Origin of the sequence: Paenibacillus sp. yr247 (genome assembly GCF_900103825.1) — a bacterium.
Classification (GTDB): domain Bacteria; phylum Bacillota; class Bacilli; order Paenibacillales; family NBRC-103111; genus Paenibacillus_E.
This window is the reverse complement of sequence record NZ_FNIF01000001.1, coordinates 913,471-931,349: the sequence shown is the minus strand read 5'-3', so window position 1 is coordinate 931,349 and position 17,879 is coordinate 913,471. Positions and strand designations below refer to the sequence as shown.

General features: G+C 42.1%; 19 protein-coding genes, 3 pseudogenes and 1 riboswitch. Of the genes and pseudogenes, 1 reads left to right on the top strand and 21 read right to left on the bottom strand.

The window, feature by feature from the left end:
- The first annotated feature begins 465 nt into the window (after nt 1-465).
- Nucleotides 466-783, top strand: coding sequence for an NIPSNAP family protein (locus BLT91_RS04430; protein WP_090817029.1), 318 nt, complete (start codon nt 466-468; stop codon nt 781-783).
- Between the two features lie 190 nt (nt 784-973).
- Here BLT91_RS04430 and BLT91_RS04425 read toward each other — a convergent pair whose 3' ends face one another.
- The 21 genes and pseudogenes from BLT91_RS04425 to BLT91_RS04340 form a co-directional block, all read right to left on the bottom strand.
- Nucleotides 974-2,092 (bottom strand): NADH:flavin oxidoreductase, encoded by a 1,119-nt coding sequence (locus tag BLT91_RS04425; protein ID WP_090817026.1) that lies wholly within the window; start codon nt 2,090-2,092, stop codon nt 974-976.
- 453 nt (nt 2,093-2,545) lie between these two features.
- Nucleotides 2,546-3,388, bottom strand: coding sequence for an RMD1 family protein (locus BLT91_RS04420; protein ID WP_090817024.1), 843 nt, complete (start codon nt 3,386-3,388; stop codon nt 2,546-2,548).
- A gap of 157 nt (nt 3,389-3,545) precedes the next feature.
- Nucleotides 3,546-4,013 (bottom strand): GNAT family N-acetyltransferase, encoded by a 468-nt coding sequence (locus tag BLT91_RS04415; protein ID WP_090817021.1) that lies wholly within the window; start codon nt 4,011-4,013, stop codon nt 3,546-3,548.
- Nucleotides 4,014-4,254: 241 nt separating this feature from the next.
- Nucleotides 4,255-4,755, bottom strand: coding sequence for a hypothetical protein (locus tag BLT91_RS04410; protein WP_090817018.1), 501 nt, complete (start codon nt 4,753-4,755; stop codon nt 4,255-4,257).
- Between the two features lie 349 nt (nt 4,756-5,104).
- Entirely contained in the window at nt 5,105-5,560 is a 456-nt protein-coding gene (locus tag BLT91_RS04405; protein WP_090817015.1) for a hypothetical protein, read from the bottom strand.
- 311 nt (nt 5,561-5,871) lie between these two features.
- On the bottom strand, nt 5,872-6,078 hold the full coding sequence (locus BLT91_RS04400; RefSeq protein ID WP_090817012.1) for an aspartyl-phosphate phosphatase Spo0E family protein: 207 nt from the start codon (nt 6,076-6,078) through the stop codon (nt 5,872-5,874).
- Between the two features lie 286 nt (nt 6,079-6,364).
- The gene (locus BLT91_RS33430) at nt 6,365-6,493 is read right to left on the bottom strand and encodes a hypothetical protein (RefSeq protein WP_302847451.1); all 129 of its coding nucleotides are present in this window, start codon (nt 6,491-6,493) and stop codon (nt 6,365-6,367) included.
- A gap of 189 nt (nt 6,494-6,682) precedes the next feature.
- Nucleotides 6,683-7,339, bottom strand: coding sequence for a YheC/YheD family protein (locus BLT91_RS04395; RefSeq protein ID WP_090817009.1), 657 nt, complete (start codon nt 7,337-7,339; stop codon nt 6,683-6,685).
- A gap of 274 nt (nt 7,340-7,613) precedes the next feature.
- Nucleotides 7,614-8,111 (bottom strand): DinB family protein, encoded by a 498-nt coding sequence (locus tag BLT91_RS04390; protein ID WP_090817007.1) that lies wholly within the window; start codon nt 8,109-8,111, stop codon nt 7,614-7,616.
- Nucleotides 8,112-8,209: 98 nt separating this feature from the next.
- A pseudogene (locus BLT91_RS32610) lies at nt 8,210-8,329 on the bottom strand (cell wall hydrolase); the annotation flags it as partial.
- Between the two features lie 42 nt (nt 8,330-8,371).
- Nucleotides 8,372-9,157: a phytanoyl-CoA dioxygenase family protein gene (locus tag BLT91_RS04380; RefSeq protein ID WP_090817004.1), complete on the bottom strand. Its 786-nt coding sequence runs from the start codon at nt 9,155-9,157 to the stop codon at nt 8,372-8,374.
- Between the two features lie 30 nt (nt 9,158-9,187).
- Nucleotides 9,188-10,375, bottom strand: a complete 1,188-nt coding sequence (locus BLT91_RS04375) for a GntR family transcriptional regulator (RefSeq protein WP_090817002.1) — start codon at nt 10,373-10,375, stop codon at nt 9,188-9,190.
- Nucleotides 10,341-11,549 carry a trans-sulfuration enzyme family protein gene (locus BLT91_RS04370; protein WP_090817000.1) on the bottom strand — a complete coding sequence of 403 codons (1,209 nt, stop codon included), beginning with the start codon at nt 11,547-11,549 and terminating at the stop codon, nt 10,341-10,343. Before BLT91_RS04370 ends, BLT91_RS04375 begins: the two co-directional genes overlap by 35 nt.
- The gene (locus tag BLT91_RS04365; protein WP_090816997.1) at nt 11,549-12,379 is read right to left on the bottom strand and encodes a carbohydrate ABC transporter permease; all 831 of its coding nucleotides are present in this window, start codon (nt 12,377-12,379) and stop codon (nt 11,549-11,551) included. The genes BLT91_RS04370 and BLT91_RS04365 overlap by 1 nt, the downstream gene beginning before the upstream one ends.
- Nucleotides 12,380-13,261: a carbohydrate ABC transporter permease gene (locus BLT91_RS04360; protein ID WP_175532077.1), complete on the bottom strand. Its 882-nt coding sequence runs from the start codon at nt 13,259-13,261 to the stop codon at nt 12,380-12,382.
- A gap of 58 nt (nt 13,262-13,319) precedes the next feature.
- Entirely contained in the window at nt 13,320-14,696 is a 1,377-nt protein-coding gene (locus tag BLT91_RS04355; protein WP_254776777.1) for an ABC transporter substrate-binding protein, read from the bottom strand.
- Nucleotides 14,697-14,804: 108 nt separating this feature from the next.
- Nucleotides 14,805-14,938 (bottom strand): annotated as a pseudogene (locus BLT91_RS32605) (ATP-binding protein); the annotation flags it as partial.
- A 6-nt stretch (nt 14,939-14,944) separates the two neighbouring features.
- Nucleotides 14,945-15,202, bottom strand: a pseudogene (locus BLT91_RS04350) (PAS domain S-box protein); the annotation flags it as partial.
- A 179-nt stretch (nt 15,203-15,381) separates the two neighbouring features.
- Nucleotides 15,382-16,344 carry a S8 family peptidase gene (locus BLT91_RS04345; RefSeq protein ID WP_090816990.1) on the bottom strand — a complete coding sequence of 321 codons (963 nt, stop codon included), beginning with the start codon at nt 16,342-16,344 and terminating at the stop codon, nt 15,382-15,384.
- A gap of 284 nt (nt 16,345-16,628) precedes the next feature.
- A complete protein-coding gene (locus tag BLT91_RS33800) occupies nt 16,629-16,712 on the bottom strand; it encodes a putative holin-like toxin (RefSeq protein ID WP_368086773.1) in 84 nt (27 codons plus the stop codon).
- A 210-nt stretch (nt 16,713-16,922) separates the two neighbouring features.
- Nucleotides 16,923-17,003, bottom strand: a riboswitch (cyclic di-GMP riboswitch).
- A 340-nt stretch (nt 17,004-17,343) separates the two neighbouring features.
- The gene (locus BLT91_RS04340; protein WP_090816987.1) at nt 17,344-17,856 is read right to left on the bottom strand and encodes a type VI secretion system tube protein Hcp; all 513 of its coding nucleotides are present in this window, start codon (nt 17,854-17,856) and stop codon (nt 17,344-17,346) included.
- Between the last annotated feature and the right edge of the window lie 23 nt (nt 17,857-17,879).

Here is a 17,879-nt window from a genome sequence, read left to right as displayed (position 1 = left end):
ACATCTGTAGGAAGCTTTCTGGAACCGGCTAGATGGTAAGTAAACAAGAAAGACGGCGGCCATTATTGGCTTCCGTCTTTCTTGTTTACTTATTCAATGAGTTCTGATAATGTTATCCTCATTTCTGTGATTATGGCCACTCCTATTAGACATTTGACCATGTATTATATGGGCTTCTGTCATAACCGTTTGTAGTTAGATGTAAAATAGGCTTGTCGGATCCCATTAAAAACGCGGTTTGGTACAAACATGATTCTTTTGAACAAAATCATGGATTTTATTCATAGGTCAATCAGAAGAGACTAGGTATATATGATGAAAAGGCATGCGAGGTGCCTTACTCGCGCTCGATACAAAGTGCTTGATGGACGTATGCCACAAATTCCCCTATGTGACGAAGAATAATGGTAAAATAATTCTCAGAACGCACAATATTCACAATTTTTCGGAAGCGAGGGAATAGACATGCTATACGAATTGCGTATTTATACGATGCATGCGGGGAGAATGGATGCGATTCTGCATCGTTTCGGCCAGCACACGCTCGGTATTTTCGAGCGGCTGGGGATGAAGGTGTACGATTTTTGGATCGATCAGACGGGGCTTCCGAAGCTGTATTACGTGATGGAATATAAGGATATGGAAGAACGGCAGCGGCAGTGGGATTCGTTCCGGCAAGATCCGGAATGGATCGAGGTGAAGCTCAAATCCGAGGAAAATGGACCTATTGTAGAAAAGCTCGAGGAGATATTCATGAAGCGTGCCGAGTTTTTTACTCGGTAGCGTGGTTGGCACTTGCTTTGTGGTGGTGAATACAGGAACGGAGCCTCGCAGGCTAGCTGTCGGGCTCCGTTTTTGGTTTTAGGAATTTATTGGTAACGAAAATAGAACGTGTAAAAGAGCCATCGAAATGGCTTCCTCTATTGCAGCTATATCTTTAGTAGTGCTGAAAAGCTGTTTCAGCTTTGATTCTTTAATACAATTTCTTCAATACTTCCGTATTGAAAGGCACGAGTTCATCCCATCGTCCATCACGCACTTTGTCAGCCCACGCTGGGTCAACCAGTAAGGCGCGGCCAATCGCCACAAGGTCAAATTCCTCATGATCCAATCGGACAAGAAGTTCGTTAATGTCTGCCACACCGGCACTATTCCCTTTAAATGCACCCAGGAATTCAGCATCGAGCCCAATCGATCCCACCGTGATCGTTGGTTTGCCAGTCAACTTCTTAACCCATCCCGCAAAGTTAAGGCTTGAACCTTCGAATTCAGGTTCCCAAAAGCGGCGAGTCGAGCAATGGAAAATATCAACGCCTGCTTCCACCAGGGGCGCCAAGAATTGGGCCAGCGACTCTGGAGTTGCCGCCAGTTTCGCATCGTATTGGGAAGATTTCCATTGTGACATCCGTAAAATAATCGGGAAATCAGGACCAATCGCAAGACGGCATGCTTTAATAATCTCAACAGCAAAACGAGTGCGCGCTATCATGTTGCCGCCATAATCGTCGCTGCGTTGGTTTGTTCTCTCCCAGAAAAATTGATCTATCAAGTAGCCATGCGCGCCATGAAGCTCAATCCCGTCAAAACCAATTCTCTTGGCATCGGCTGCCGCTTGCGCAAACGCTTTAACGATGGAGTCTATCTCTGATTGCGTCATTGGTTCATTGACCTTATCACCGTTAAGATTGAGACCAGAGGGTCCGATGGAGAGGGCTTCCGGATTCGGTTGCGATCCGTTCGCGCGCGTCATCCCGACGTGCCATAACTGCGGTACGATTCGACCTCCCGCCTCGTGAACTGCCGCTGCTACTTTAGCCCAGCCCTCAAGGGCTTCCTCGCCGTGAAAGTTAGGCACGTTAGGATCCCCCGTTGCCGCGGGATGATTGATCAATGTCCCTTCAGTTACGATTAGGCCAACACCGTTCTCCGCCCGACGTTTGTAGTAAGCCGCAACATCAGGTCCTGGCACTCCGCCCGGTGAAAAGCTTCGAGTCATCGGAGCCATTACGATTCGGTTAGACAATTTCAGATTTCCTAAAGAAAAGGGTTTGAACAGGGAATCTACGGCTTGCGATTTGTTATGTTTTTCCATTCGATAACCTCCATTGTGTTATATGCTCTTCTCGTCGCGCCGATATTAAGTCCATTGGCAATGTCGATTTGATTCAAGTAGCCCGGACTTCTGTATTTTTAACCAAATATTCCTGGCAACATTGTATCTAACCCTTCTCGCATGACGAGTTGTTCAGATTTGTGGATTATCCGGTTGAACGGGGATTAACATTTTCACCCCCCATTCTTTGTTTTAATTCGATTATTATCGAATAAAAGAAATATAGCACGGAGTATGGTAAAAATGCAATCATTTCTAGGAGAAGTAACCCATTACACTGTTCTAAAACATAAAAAAATCCCCATTTGACTGGTCTCCAATACGCCTATGTTTGTGTCGTCTGACATGCAGTCAGTCTTAGCATTTTCCTTTTGTGCTGGCACGGAACACTACTGATGTCCTAACGTACGTTATTGTTCTCTTTCTCCTTTTCTAATGTGAGGGAATCCAACCAATGATTTGTAGTATCGTTAAGACCACCTCAATAACAATAAGAATCACAACGATCCATTCGACGAAAAGCCCTCGGATGGAATGACTGATATTTGAAAAACCCTCCAAGATGTGGTATAAAATGTCCGTTTTGCTTTTAAGTATTTTAAATCGATCGTTCAATTCAAAAAAATCCATCATCCCAACGTAAAATTCGCTTGCCGTACTGTTGGTCCAAGTCAAATCAGGTTTATCCAAGATCATAATATAGGCAAGGGTGTTATATTCGTGACGTACAATTTTTGCGGTCGTTCTTGCCAATTCTTTGTTGCCAACACGTAGTTTTCCTTTTTCAAGCCGGTCTATCATAATTTCGAGGCTATCATGAATTTTCCCAAGTTGTTCTTCTATCTTCTCAAGAGCTACCGATTTGGCAAGGACGGTGGAGATTAATTCGGGGTAAAAGGATTCATACTTAGCTACCATTACATACTTGTCAGTTAACTCCATGCTATCGATTTCCTCGATGTGAAGGCTGTAATCGTCCGTGTATCTGTCGGCAGGTTGGAGTTCAATATCAGGCTCGAATGATTGGATGAATTTCAAAAAGCCAGTTATCTCATCCATGTGAGTGTGATTAACAAAGACAACGCTTCCGAAAGAAAACACTAACACTTGTTGTAGTGAGTCTATATCTTTATTAAGGATCGATGTAAGAATATCGCCTCTTAGAATTAAGGGTTGTTCCCATGTGTATTTTTTGGGAATTCCGCAGTGGATGGCGATTTTGTTCAGATCAATTTCATTTGTGATTGCCAAAGCCTTAAAAGTAATATCTTTCATTTTCTTCACTCATCTGCTTTCAAAAGTCATGCTAACTATTCTTGACAGAAAAAGCGGGCTTCAATCCTCATGATTAATAAAAAGAGAGGCAAATTGGCACCCTTCGTCTACAGCCTGTGTAAGTTAATGAAACTCTCGTTTCTCGTTAGTTAACAATTCAAGAAAATTTCTCTGATAATTCTTTCCCCATACAAATACTATCATTACTATTTACATACGGTTCATATTTTTCAATTTGTTCATAACCTAATTTCTTATATAATGATATTGCTTCAGGTTGATTTATCCCGGTTTCCAAAATTGCACTATTTCTCCCTTCTTCTATTGCCCATTTTTCAAGTTCTATTAGTATTGATTTGGCTATACCCTTTCCCCTTACTTCTTCTTTTACATACATTCTTTTAATTTCGACTATAGTTTTATTTCCAATTTCCCTAAAACAGCCACAACCAACAGCTCTGTCATCATCATAAGCAACAATAACTTTTGCATCTAATTTGACTACATTAAACGCAGTAAAATTTTGTTGTGTTTCTGGATATCTATTCCACAAATCTTTATCCAGCAATTCTATTAAACTACAAAAATCAGGATTTTCTGCAGAAGTTCTTCTTATGCTAATCATTTTAAATCAACCTCCATATTTTGTTTTCTTCAATGTTTAACCATTATTTTTCTTTCCCTAATAATACCACATGCTGAAAAATAGGATTGCTTGGGTCTGAATCAATCATTGCGTAACTTTAATCTGCCTGTTAACTTAGTATTGAAATACCATACTCTCAATCGTTACTCAAACATAAAAAAACAGCCTCGGGGGGCTGTTTACACGTTTCCTTATTTAAGGCCGGGCAGGCTGCTTATCCTCATTTAATCGGAATGGAATTCAGGGAAATAAGGATGATTGCTATTGGAATTGATAGTACATACGTAATCAATGGTATCTTAGAATGAAGCCGAAGAAGAATGAACATGAGAATGTTAAATAAAAACGAGTCAAATAATGTCCATCCATGGAGATATGTAAATGTGCCGGTGTGTAATAATACCCATTCATTTGCCGTGTAAATACAAATCCACACAATGGTCCACCAAGTCGATATAAAATGACCACTAGGATATCTTCCCAAAAAGATTAATACAGTGCTTGCGAATACAATGAGCTCCCCTGCTACACATATAAGTTCGTTTTTAAGTGGCCACGTAGGGACAAGTGTCCAGAGTCGATGAGTACAAGTGACATAATAGTAAAGTACGTCGCCAAGAATAAAATAAAGAATGGTTGCATGATACTTGCTCCAGTTTCTCCAGTCTCCCCAACGTAAAGCCGCCAGTATCCAAGTACTTACCCCAATGATTTCAGCCATTATTTTCTCCTCATAAACAAAAGTATTTTGAATCTATCTATATTTGGGTAATAAATATCCAGCTATCAAAACCTTTTTATTTTCTTCTAAATTGTTCCCAAACTAGTAGGTTTTATGCGCAAAACCTCGGGGCTGATGCTGGACTGGCTCGTCTGGATTCTCATTACAGATGAGTGTTGGTACTGGAAGATTGGCCTGAAATGGAGAACAGACCCGCAACGTTTCGCTAGCGGCCAAACCATTTATCGAATATGTTGAGCTTTCATCTTCGTAATGCTTTGTGAGAAGCGATATATGAGAACATTTATGCAAATACCGTTTCTTTCGGTCAATTATTTTACTCGCTCTCTTATCCCGAACGGCGACATTTTTTTTTGTATTGGTGCACATTTATTTGTGACAAAGTCCGGATGGCTTTATTTAGATCGGAAACATAGACGAAGATTCTGTTACTCTCTCCCGCATACATGGCTATAACCTTTACCTTGCACCAAAGGGCTCCAAATATAGCTTTGAGTGCTCCGGGAACTCCGGGCGTGATTTTGCGGATTTGACAAACTTTCGCTTCATGCAACTTGACACCACTTGATGCCAATACTTTTCTCACGATGCGAAGATCATTAGCACTTTCCACATCGGCAGATCCGGCCACGAGTCGGACCAAATTCAGACGGTTGCTTTTCTTGGATTGGACAAAACCTGTAATGTTGACATGTGCTCCGGAGATACCGGATAAAATGCAACTAAGTGTGCGATCCTGTGTGTAAAAAGTAAATTGCGTCCGGATGAAAAAACTGAAACTCAATACAATCACCTCGTATTATTATTTTTTATGGTTCAGCCCATGCGATATATACAATAGTATCCTTAATGATCCGAAGAAATGGTAATGTTATACGTTCTTATTTCTAAGGATAAAAAAAACAACATGACGGAAATTGCCGTCATGTTGAATGATATGTAAGAAGCCTGCAGCAGCTGTAACACTCCAAACATTGAAGCAGCCCCTAGAGCAATTCAATATTGGATATTAGTTAAAAGAACGCCGAGATGGCCTCTTTTGTTTTCTTTATATGGCAAGGGAAATTACAGTAATTAAACATCTAGATTCTTGTTTTACAAGGAGACGACTAAAGATAAATGCTGATTACTTGATACTCGTGAAAGTAATCTCATTTTTTGCCTTTGATACAAAATAATATAGTCGTCTAATTTTTGACTTATTGCTACTACTTTTTCATCAGTAAGACTTCCATGTAAAAATGCTTTTTCTATCATTTCAAAGCGCAATGCTTCGATTATTTCTTCTAGTAATAGTTCCATTTTATCTATCACATCAATTCTGTTTCAATATGGTAGGTAAATTATAAAACAAATTGTTTGTAAAAGGTTGTAAATATTTGTCGTTAAAATTGTGACAAATATGTGAAATTTCATTTCAAACTGATGTAGTTATTTCGATTTTTTGTTTCGTACAAGAGGACAAAATGTACGAACCGATTGGTATACAATAAACTGTGTATTTCTAATTGCATAACAAAAAAAGGAACCCACTTGCCAATCGGGCCATGGGTTCAAGTTTCTAGACATTCTATAAATTGTTGTATTATCAATCTTCTCTAAATTCACCTTCTTCTATTTCCCCATTGAGCTGGTTGGCATAATCGCGCATCAGATCGTAATCCTCATTGCCGTCGTTTTCCAGCATCGTATCAGCTTCTGGTTTATTTGATTTCACTAAGTTATTTTTCTCAATCTGTATTTTGCCCACCCCTTCCTAAGAATAGGATTTCCCATATAGGGATTGTTATCCATTTTAAATAAAGTCGCTTTAGTATTAGAACTTTTAGTATTAGAACTATTCTACTGACGTAGAAAAGTATGAAATATTTATAATTCTGTTTGTGGATACGACGAAGTCGTCTCTCTAATGAGGCTTCGTATTTACTTCAAAAATCCACACGTTTCCCTGTTTGTCGATACCGAAATCGTAACCGAGCATTCCGATGCCAGGATAGCGTGACTCTAGCAGCCTCGTACACGTACGGGCGACTCCGCACATCGTATCGATTTTGGATTTGACCTGCGAAACAGGGAATGTACGCCGCAGCGCATATGTCCCACCAAGCAGCGTGCCTCCTCTGCAAAGGTTGGTGACGAACAGCCCCGGTCGCGCCAATCGGCCAACAACTGCTCGGATTATCCAAGACCGACCTGCTTTTGCTAGTTTGACGCGATAATCCACTGGCCTTCCGTCGATGGTGGCTAAGTGAATGCCCTGCTGCAGCATAAATGGACGGTTCTGACGTATACGGTTTAACGCGGAAAATAACCCTTTCCAAGTGCGGAACGTTCTTTTCGTCTCGGAGTTGTGCAGCAAGTAACCGTTGCTTGTTTTTTGGATTTTCACTACGCCGCTTCCCCCGGTTCCAATGATCGGCTTTGCCACGACAAATAAATATTGGCGCAGCATTACCTGAAGGTTCGAAGCGCTAAAGCGGCGCATGTCAGGAATATGCTTGGCAACGCCAGCATGCCGTAATAGGACAGCGAATTTCGACCATTTATTAGCAATCAGACGCATGTAAGATTCCTCCTCCCGTACATGCCTTCCTCTATGTTAAAATATTCCTCTACAGACAGAAGGGATCGAGACAATCTACCCAAGTTCAGAAAATTTTCTTCTAATCTATAACACCTCTATAATACAAGGTATAGTGGCATAAAATATAGCTATTCCAGTGGCGGAGGATTAGCTTTCATAGAAAATTTTTTTAAAAAAACGGCTCTGTTCGCATCGTTTGCGAAAGAGCCGTTCTTCGTTGTTTATAGAATTCCTAGAAACAGTTGTCTATCTTCTATGCGGGATAGCCTCCACCGGGAGGTGGCCAAGCGCCGAACAGACGGCGAAGCAGAATAATTTCTCCAAGATGGTACGAATTATGGGAAGCAATATTGCGCAAAATGCCCGCTTTTGTTTCCGTTGGAAAATGGATTAAGGTTTCATCAAGCTGCATACTTTCTGCATAGCTAATGGCCTTATCAATTCCTAGTAGAAATTGTTTGATCACCAACTGCCATTCGGCTTCACTTCCAGGTTCGCCCTCACTCGGCCAGCTTTCCGCGACACTTGAAGGTAATTGAGGTTTGCCTCCATCCAAGTAGGTTAACAAAAAGTTCTGCCAATAGCTCATATGTTTCAATAACTGGTAGATCGTAAAGGGTACACCCTCCATGCGTTTGCCTGCTATCTCAACAGTAATATCCGGCAACGCACGAGCTATGGGAATATGTCCTCGTTCGCCTACTAAAGATTTTACAAGCGTTTGGCTAAAAGCTCGATTCGATTCCGACATTCATATTTTCTCCTTTAAACAAGTGTATACCGATTAGAATAACAGATTATACGAAATAGGAAAAGGAGCCTTTCGGCTCCGAAATGTTCACATTTGTTTTAATACGTATTATAAATGTTTTCGCACTCTGCTCCTGTTGGTTGATATAAACAATGCTTTTTATAACGTCCTACGAAAGGCTGATTATACCAAGTAGGAGGACAATCTCCAGGAGGTCTATGTGTTAGTGTCATAATAGGTTCTCGCCGAATGAGCACTATTTAATTTTCATTCACGAATTCGGCAGGATAACTTGCTCCGAAGGGCGCGTCCGGTCTTGAAAATTGTCCCATGAGATAGCGGCGAGTAGGAGTTGTACGTTCTAGGAACTCTTTATTATTCTCGAAACGATCTGAACATCGAACCCATGGTGGACTATAAATATAGTGCATCGTATAACGGTCGTAATTACCATCATGCGCGAATGTCCGGTGCCAAACGGCATTATGAAAAAATAACACCGATCCCGCCGGTGCACAGATCACATGACCGATCGGAACGTTATCCTTGGCTGTTCGAATCGCATCCGGAAGCTGAACTTGGCTTCTATGGCTTCCTGGGATCAGTTCCATATTTCCGGTTCTAGGAACGGACTGATCTGTCAATAAGAAGGAAGCTCGCAATTGAATCAATGGGATCGGATAGCCGAGTTTATTAAAGTTGTACGCACCTGATCCGTCCTGATGCCAACCTCCCATCCCGCCGAAGGCCGGCTGTTTGGTACACCATGCGGACTGTAAAATGAATCGATCTCCGTAAAGCGCCCTGACTTTAGGCAATACTGCCGGATGATCGATCAATCGCTCTAAGGCCAATTCCGTTTCATAGCCTTTTCCCACCTGCGCCCAACCACTTGTGCCGGCTGACTCATGTAAGCGGATGGATGCCTCTAGGCATTCATTCACTTCCTCTTCTGAGAGTACGTTTGGAATAATAATATAGCCCCATGACTCAAACATAAACCGATCGAGCTCCGTAAATTCTCCTGGACTGGAAAAAGGATTCATGGTATACATCCTCCTTGTCTATGCAAATGATTATTCTTTTGCCGATATTGCTCCAGTGGATTCCCCTAACACTAAGGCCGACTTTACGATCAATTTATTGGGCTCGGTCAACCTCTCCTGGTTCCTTAGCAGCTTAAGAAGAAGTTCAGCTGATTTTGTCCCAATTTCCTCCTCGAACTGGTCAATATGGGTGAATGCAGGTTTACCATCAAGCTCTAACGAAGGATTGTCGTACGTAATAATAGAGAGGTCGCGCGGTACATGAATACCTAAATTTTTAACAATACCGGCTACATACATGCCCAACTTCAAATTCAATGTAATGTACGCGGTCGCTGTGCGGTTCTTGATGTAGTGATATAACGGGTGCCTATCGGTAGGGATCATATCTGCCGCATGAAAATCAGTCACAATCAACGCCGGGTTAATCATCGAACCTTTTTGTTTCAGTGCTTCCATATATCCGCGAATCCGCTCGTCGACGGTCACCGTGTTGATCGGAATATCTGAACAAATCGCGATGTCCCTATGTCCTAGCTCCCACAGGTGGTTGACCGCCAATTGAGCACTCATCCAGTTATCAGAACAGACACAATGAGTTTCAAAACCTGGCAAGTAGCGATCAATGAGCACGAACGGAAATTGCCGCAGTTTCAATACCAAGATTTCTTCGTTGTACGTTTCCGCATCAATTGGAAAAATAATAAGTCCCACGGCCCCGCTCTTAATCAGCTCCTGAATCGCTTCCTTTTCCCTCTCCTTGCTATTGTGGGTTAGAACAATCGACACATAATAATCGGAGTCCTCCAGAGCTGAATAGATTCCCCTTATTAGTCGAATTGCAAAGAAATCCTCCAATAAGGGCAGAACGAAACCAATTAGTTTGCGGGAGGAAGAGCGCTCGCCATGAGCTTTTACATGCATAACGTCAAGCTGTTTATTCTCCGGAATTTCATCTTCTTTCACGCGAAATTCGGAGCTAACGAAGCTGCCTCTCCCTGGAATCCGGTAAATCCATCCGTCTTTCGCCAGCTGGGTAAGCGCATTGGATACCGTCATTCGACTGACGCCGAATTGCTCCATCAGCTGCTTCTCCGTTGGGAATTTACTGTTTTCCTCCATATAGCCTGCATGTATCATCTGCTTAAAATGCTCTTGAATTTGCAAATACAGCGGTTGTCGTTCATCCGTTCTGGTTGAAACTCGGATTCTGCTCATATAGCTCCCCCTCAGAAGGGCTAATTGCAACACATCGCCATGCTTCATCCAGATCCCGAATTAAATCATCCGGGTCCTCTGTACCGATATAGAGTCGAACAAGAGAACAAGATCGCTGATCACTGTTGTTTAAGGCATTTACATTGATTAAACTTTCAAATCCGCCCCAGCTGGCTCCAATCCGGAAATATTGCAGACGGTCCGCCCAGGCCCTTAATTTGACAACCGGTACATTGGATTCGAACGAAAATAAACTGCCGTACCCGGACATCTGAGTGCGAGCCATTTCATGCTGAGGGTGGTTCGTTAACCCTGGATGGTTGACCTTGACGACAAAATATTGCCCGCATAAATATTCGGCGACCTTTAGTCCACTCATTTCATGCCGCTGCATCCGAAGCGGCAGCGTACGCAGTCCTCGCGTTACCAATCCCGCTGTCTGTGGCGTCATGATGCCGCCGAACAACATGTATTCGGTCGACATGAGCGGGTCCATTAATCGTTTGGAGCCGACAACGACGCCCCCTACGCAATCGCTATGCCCGGAAATGTACTTCGTAATCGAATGGACGACGAGACCGACACCCATTGTGAGCGGATTTTGATAACAAGGTGTCGCCCAAGAGTTGTCGAGGATCGTTTCCGCTCCTATGCTTAGAGCTAACTCTGCACAACCTCGGATGTCCTGCAGCTGAAACATCATACTTGTCGGGCTCTCCAAATACAGTAATTTGGTATTCGGACGAACTGCACTTTTCCAATTTTCCAATGAGCTGCCGTCGACAAAGGTTGTTTCGATCCCGAACTTTTGCAAGTAGACGCCTAGAAATTCCCGTGTCGGTCCGTACGCTTGATGCGTGCAAATCACATGGTCACCCTGTTTAACTATCGACATAATCGCAGCCGAAATCGCAGCCATTCCGGATGAAAAGCACTTGGCCCTTTCCCCATGCTCCAGCTGTGCAAGCTTGTCCTCCAGGTACCGCACTGTAGGATTATTGCCTCTGGAATACACAAAGTTTTCTTGCTCTTCCAGCCTTGCCAAGTTGAATTGCTCATACGTATCGAACGAGAACAAACTCGTCTGATAGATGGGAACATTGATGGAGCCATGATGGCGATCATCGTGCGCATCATGCGCCACTATGGAGTAAATCTTCTCCTTTGCGCTCATTACCCTTTCACCGCCCCTTGGGTTAATCCCTCCACAATAAATCGCTGTGCAAGGGCAAACAAAATGATAGTCGGGAGTACGGACAGCACAGTTCCGGCGGACATGGAGCCCCAATCAACATTAAACTTGAGGATAAAAGAATTCATCGCCACCGGCAGCGTCTTTAACGATTCGTTGTCGATAAACATGACGGCCAAGAATAGCTCGTTCCAGTTCTGGACGAAGGCAAAAATGAACATAGAGGAAATGCCTGGCAGCATGATGGGGATGATGACTCGTATCAGCGCGGACCACTGAGAACAACCGTCGATCATCGCCGCCTCCTCCAAATTGGATGGAATTCGCTGAAAAAAGCCTCGCAGCATAATCGTGGAGAAAGGTATTAAAATAACGGTATACATGAGGATCAATGAAATTCGATGATTAAGCAGATGCATGTTTGACATCATCATATAAAGCGGAGCAAGAGCGATGAAGCCTGGAAGCATCTGCGTTACAAAGAAACCGAGCATGATTTGTTTGTGACCGCGAAACCGAAATCGCGCAAGTACATATGCGCTGCAAATGGCGATCACGATTACGATCAGCGCCGAAGAAATCGAAACGAGAAGGCTGTTGGCAATATACACATTAAACTTGGACACTTTGAAAATGTTAACGTAATTTTGCAGCGTGAATTGCTCAGGCCAGTAATGAACGGGATAACTGAAAATTTCCTTTTGCGGCTTTAACGAGGTGATGACAATCCAATATAACGGAAACACCATAATGACTAAGTAAAAGGAAAGAAAGGCAACCTTCATGATTCGATACCCGTAATTTCGTTTCATTTAGAAGTCACCTACCTTCTCGGACTTAGTTACCATCAAATAAAACAAGGTGTACAAAAACAACATGACGATCATGATGACGCCAACCGCCGATGCAGACCCATAATCTCCATCATATATAATTTTGTTGAGCATGAAGGAGGACAAAATATGCGTAGCCCCTCCAGGGCCGCCATTCGTCATACCGTAAATGAGCGTTGGATCGTTGAAGATCCAAATGACCCGCAGCAGCGTTGTGGCTATAATTGTTGGCATAATGTACGGAATCGTTACATAGAGCAGCTTGCGATAACCGTTTGCACCGTCTATGCTCGCTGCTTCGTACAGCTCTGAGGGAATAGATTGCAGCGCAGCCAGCAGCATAATGGTAAAGAAGGCTATTCCATACCATACATTAGCGATGATGACGGAGGACATCGCCCATTTCGGATCTGATAAGAAACCAATCCGATCTTCAATAATGCCTAAACGCAATAAGAGATCGTTGATGACACCGATTTGAGAGTTAAATAACCATTTCCAAATAAGACCGATCAGGAAGCCTGATAAAGCCCACGGATAAAAAATAAAGCCTTGGTACACGCCTCGTCCCCAGAATTTCTTGTTCAGAAACAGCGCCAAGATAAACCCCAACATAAATTGCATGATCAAGGAGATAAATACCCAATAGGCGCTGTTTTTCAATGCGGCAAGAAATTGATGGTCTCGAAACGCATCGACAAAGTTTTGCATTCCAACAAAGTGTACCTGCTTCAGATTAAACAGCTTGTAATTTTGAAAAGCCATTACCACCCCCTTGAAGAAGGGATAGTACGTAAAAAAGACCACAAGCAGCAATGCGGGCAGTAAGCTGGAGAGAATGAATTTTTGCCGAGCACTCACGATTAACACCTCCCGGTAAGAAAATAGCGGCAGGCGATGAGCGCCCGCCGCATCCAACTTATTTTTTCATTCCCGCTTTCTGATCCACCCAAAATTTATCCCATTCCTTCAGTAGGTCGTCAGATGATCTCTTATCCAGCAAATAAGATTGCTGACCTTTCATGCTCAATTCTCCCCAGGTCCCGTTGCCTGGGTATTTGAATGGCGGTGTAAAGTTGACAAAGGTATCCGCTTTGGCGGTCATATCCAGTAGTGTCTTATAAGGACCTGTTTGGAAGAACGCATCAGAGGTCGCCGAAGTATGAATCGGGATCGTGCCGATTTGTTTGGAAAATCCCGTATTTTCTTTCGGACTTGAGAGATAAGATATCAATTTCCAAGCTTCGTTCTTATTTTTGGAATTCGCCGTTACGCCCCATCCTGCAGCCCCAGTACTGACCAGCGATTTGCCGTTAGGTCCGAGTGGCATAGCTGCAGTCTCTAGCGTTTTGGGGTCCATTTTGTCCTGAAGCACATTAATGACGTCAGGATCCTGGAGTAAAATTCCCGTTACTCCTGAGGTAAAGGCTTGAACCTGATCCTGGAATCCCCAGTTGATGGAGTCCGGCGGCGACGCCTCTTTATAAAGCTTCTTATACAGTTCCAACGCCTGTTTAGCTTCAGCAGTGCTGTACACCGTCTTGCTGTCCTTCGTAAACGGTGCATCGTCGAGATTCATCACTTTGTCGTTATAATCATAAATCATATGGTCGAAGTTACCGCTTGCTCCCGGACCTCCGCGGAATGAGAATCCGTACCGGTTTTGCTTCGGATCGGTTAACTTTTTGGCAGCATCGACCAGCTCTTCCCACGTCTTCGGTGCAGATAATCCCTTGGCTTCAAACCAGTCTTTTCGATAAAACATTTGTCTTTGATATAAGGCGTTAGCGATAAAGTAAAGTTTGCCATTATTCGAACCTACAACTTTGGACGTACCAGAGAGTGTTTTACTATCTGCCCAGCTTGATGCGTATGTATCCAACGGCTCCAGATAACCGTTATTGACGTACTCGGCAATGTTCAGGTCCCGAACCTCGAGTATGTCGAGTTCTTGCTTGGCGGCTAGCATCGTTCTGATTTTATTGTCCGCTTGATCAAACGGCGGAGAAATGAGTTCTACTTTGATGTTTGGATTGTCCTTCTGAAACCGAGCTATGGCATCTTGAAGCAGTTTGGTGCGTTCTGGACTCGTTAAACTTTCAATCATCTGAAGCGTTACTTGTTTTGCGGGAGGCTCGGTGCTCTTCCCGCTATCGCTAGTCGCTGGTGTGCTCCCGACCGGCGTCGCTGTATTGCCGGAGCTTCCGCTCCCATTTCCACTACACCCTGCTAAGGTACCCAATAACATGACTCCGGCTAGCATAGTTGTCCATCCTTTGACCACAGCTGCCCCCATATCGTACGCCCTCCCCAATTTTGTTATATTCATCTATATTGTCTTAATTAATAAGATATGTCTTATTGATTGTGCGCGGATCATTAAATTATATGTTCTTGTTCACTTACGTTCTTCTGAGATTCCACATCCTTCGTCAATAAAACGAATAATAATTTTATTCTCCTCTATCTTCATTTGAATAACAATGTTCCCCCCTTCTGGCATCGCCTCAATCGCATTTTTAAGTTTAATTCCACGTAGTCTCCTTCTTTATGTGTAATGATGACTTCGATGTTGTTTGATTCGCCTTTTACCGACTTTTCAAAATGATGCAGCGTTTTCTTTTGGTCTGGAGCGACAATGAAGTGAAAAAAGGTTTGATTAAGAAGCTCCTCCTTCTGATAACCAGTTATGTTTTCAGTAGCTGGATTAATTTTAATCATGCGTCCGTTTAGATCTAATGAAAAAATGGCATCGGGATTATTATCAACAAGCGACTTATAACTCTGCTCCCTTTCTTCCAATTATTTAAAAAACTAATTAGTTTTTTATTCCATTCCCTTTTTTATCGCTGTTCTTGTTCTAAAATACATTTTTCCGGCTTAATATCAAACACCGCCTATATTTAATATGCCGGTCACCATGATATAGGCGGCCGGCATTTATCTTGCATTTGTTTTCCATTAATTGGATTGTTTGATAATCATATGCTCAGCAATTTAGCGACAAATTGTTGATTAAATATTTCTGACAATTCGTCCATTACATTTAAATACACTAATCCATTGCCTTCAAGCTTTGGAGAATTCCCTAATGGTACCGTTCTTTTTATTAATTGGGCATAAAGCTCGCGCTCTGTAAGTTTCCGTTCAAAACTTGTATTGACAAGAACTTTAATCAGAGCCATTGCTCCGGCAACATGTGGGGTAGCCATGGAGGTTCCGCTTAATGTAGCATATTTTCCATTTAAATAGGTTGATAAAATTTTCTCGCCAGGACCCACTAAGTCTACTTCATTGTTTGAATTTGAAAAATTTGAAGAGTGTCTCTCCAAGTCAATTGCACCTACGCTTATTACTTCATTATAACAACCTGGAAAGTCAAACTCATCAGTTGAATCAACGCCATCACCTTGATTACCTGCTGCACAAATCACAACAATGTTGTGGGTAACAGCTTTTTGAATTGCTTCATGTAGTTCAGGAAGATCTTCTGGACCGCCAAGAGACATAGAGATAATATCAGCTTTTTGTTCTATTGCATAGTTAATCCCATTAATAATCCATTCGTATTGACCAGAACCATTTTTATCAAGAACCTTGATAATGAGCAGATTTGCCTCAGGTGCTACACCTACGACACCATTATTGTTTTGTGTGGCAGCGATCGTCCCTGCAACATGGGTTCCATGGCCATTGTAATCGTTGTATACATTATTTTTCCCTCCATCATCGTTCGTGAAATTTATTCCGCCGACAATCCGTTCTTTTAAGTCAGGGTGAGTCATATCACAGCCAGTATCTAATATGGCGACCGTTATGCCCTTCCCTTTTGTTTGATTCCAGAATTTTGGGGCCTGAATCATTTCCACCCCTTTGGGAATTTCATTGACCTTCTCTGCCTGTTCATGCACTTGAAACGGAATTACATGTACTTTTCGCTCCATTTTTATTACCTCCTATATATGATTAAATTAAAAATTGAAGCCAAAATTGTGATGTTATCTAATATTTAAACAATTCTGAATTTGATGTTGATCGGACTGTTATACCTATGCTATTATTCGAAGAGAACATTTTTTAATTTATAGTTGTATTTCTGAAAAAAAAAAACAAGAGTGCTACCAACACTCCTGTTTTTTAGATACATTGGCTTTGGGGACCTCCTGGGCTAATGGTTCACAAATGCCTACCTGATCGTATAGCGGCGAAAGGTAGGTTTCTTAATGTATTAATGTACTCTTATTAAGACTAAAGCGATGAAGGTTAACAATGCCAGCAGGAAACTCCCAAATTGTAGAATCAACTTTATCATTTCATCTGGTTTCACCTTTTCCCTCCTCCTTCCTGTCGAAAGGGAGATCCGGGTGGCCTAGTATCTAACAAAAGTGTCTACAAAGAGTAAAATGAAAAGGTAAAATTTACGATTTTGTGTGCATAAACGAACAGAATTAAACGATTTTTTATTAATCTAACTTGAAAATAGGACCCAAGGAGTTTTTTAGACAGAAAAAGCCTACCCTAATTTGGTAGCTGGCTGGCATAGTTTCCCTTAGCCCCTGTAGCTTTGCGTCACCGCCTTTTAACGGTTTTGCCATAATCTTGGGTAGACTTCTATTTACTGTAAACCTATTATATTCCTAATCATTAAATAATTATATAGGGAGATAGACACATTATAGATTGTAAGTGCATACAATGAATTTGTCGAACATAATCAAGAAATGCAATTTAACTTGGAAAATCATCATTTCCTCTAGTCCTAAAGCATAGTATTTTTATCCCAGATATGCGAATATCTTCCGTTAGCCCCAAATCATCAATAATTAAATGCAACTTAACCTTTTTCTTAATGAGCATAAGCGATGAAAATCCAGAACGTAAAATGGTCAACCAAAAATATATGGCTGACCTCATAATTGTACTATTCTAATGAAGTGCTTAACTTATTTCTTCTCGTTCTTCATGAAGTCCCAGCCGCCTGTAATCGTATTTGTTGGTTTCCCATCTGGTCCTACTGCTGTGTATATAAAGTTAATTGCTCCATAATTCAACTCAATGGTTTCATCTGAATTATTTAAGTTAAATTTACCCACGCTAATCTTATCTAAATCAATAGTTATCACCGGTAACGTTTCTTTGCCAGACTTTAAAAACACAATTTGGCCTTTATCTATGGTTTTTCCCATGACCATATCCATAAACAAAGGTATGGATGAAATATCAAAATTTTTATTGATAGCAATAGCTTTCCGAACTGCTTTTCCCGCACCAGCCCCGCCGCCTAAACTGCCTGCCGTAGAACTATTTTCGACCTCGAAAGAAACATCTTGAATCTGAATCCATTTTTCATATCCTTTCGTTACGGATTCACCGGGAATCCCATTCAATTTCAGAAACATATTGTAACCAGTACTTGCTGCAGCTGCGGGTACAACGCTGAAAGCTAGCATAAACATACCATTTTGTAAATAACGCTTTA

Coding starts and splice junctions, on each gene's coding strand:
- BLT91_RS04430 (WP_090817029.1), top strand. CDS start 466: ATGCTATACGAATTGCGTATTTATACGATGCATGCGGGGAGAATGGAT.
- BLT91_RS04425 (WP_090817026.1), bottom strand. CDS start 2,092: ATGGAAAAACATAACAAATCGCAAGCCGTAGATTCCCTGTTCAAACCC.
- BLT91_RS04420 (WP_090817024.1), bottom strand. CDS start 3,388: ATGAAAGATATTACTTTTAAGGCTTTGGCAATCACAAATGAAATTGAT.
- BLT91_RS04415 (WP_090817021.1), bottom strand. CDS start 4,013: ATGATTAGCATAAGAAGAACTTCTGCAGAAAATCCTGATTTTTGTAGT.
- BLT91_RS04410 (WP_090817018.1), bottom strand. CDS start 4,755: ATGGCTGAAATCATTGGGGTAAGTACTTGGATACTGGCGGCTTTACGT.
- BLT91_RS04400 (WP_090817012.1), bottom strand. CDS start 6,078: ATGGAACTATTACTAGAAGAAATAATCGAAGCATTGCGCTTTGAAATG.
- BLT91_RS04395 (WP_090817009.1), bottom strand. CDS start 7,339: ATGCGTCTGATTGCTAATAAATGGTCGAAATTCGCTGTCCTATTACGG.
- BLT91_RS04390 (WP_090817007.1), bottom strand. CDS start 8,111: ATGTCGGAATCGAATCGAGCTTTTAGCCAAACGCTTGTAAAATCTTTA.
- BLT91_RS04380 (WP_090817004.1), bottom strand. CDS start 9,157: ATGAATCCTTTTTCCAGTCCAGGAGAATTTACGGAGCTCGATCGGTTT.
- BLT91_RS04375 (WP_090817002.1), bottom strand. CDS start 10,375: ATGAGCAGAATCCGAGTTTCAACCAGAACGGATGAACGACAACCGCTG.
- BLT91_RS04370 (WP_090817000.1), bottom strand. CDS start 11,549: ATGAGCGCAAAGGAGAAGATTTACTCCATAGTGGCGCATGATGCGCAC.
- BLT91_RS04365 (WP_090816997.1), bottom strand. CDS start 12,379: ATGAAACGAAATTACGGGTATCGAATCATGAAGGTTGCCTTTCTTTCC.
- BLT91_RS04355 (WP_254776777.1), bottom strand. CDS start 14,696: ATGGGGGCAGCTGTGGTCAAAGGATGGACAACTATGCTAGCCGGAGTC.
- BLT91_RS04345 (WP_090816990.1), bottom strand. CDS start 16,344: ATGGAGCGAAAAGTACATGTAATTCCGTTTCAAGTGCATGAACAGGCA.
- BLT91_RS33800 (WP_368086773.1), bottom strand. CDS start 16,712: ATGATAAAGTTGATTCTACAATTTGGGAGTTTCCTGCTGGCATTGTTA.
- BLT91_RS04340 (WP_090816987.1), bottom strand. CDS start 17,856: ATGTTTATGCTAGCTTTCAGCGTTGTACCCGCAGCTGCAGCAAGTACT.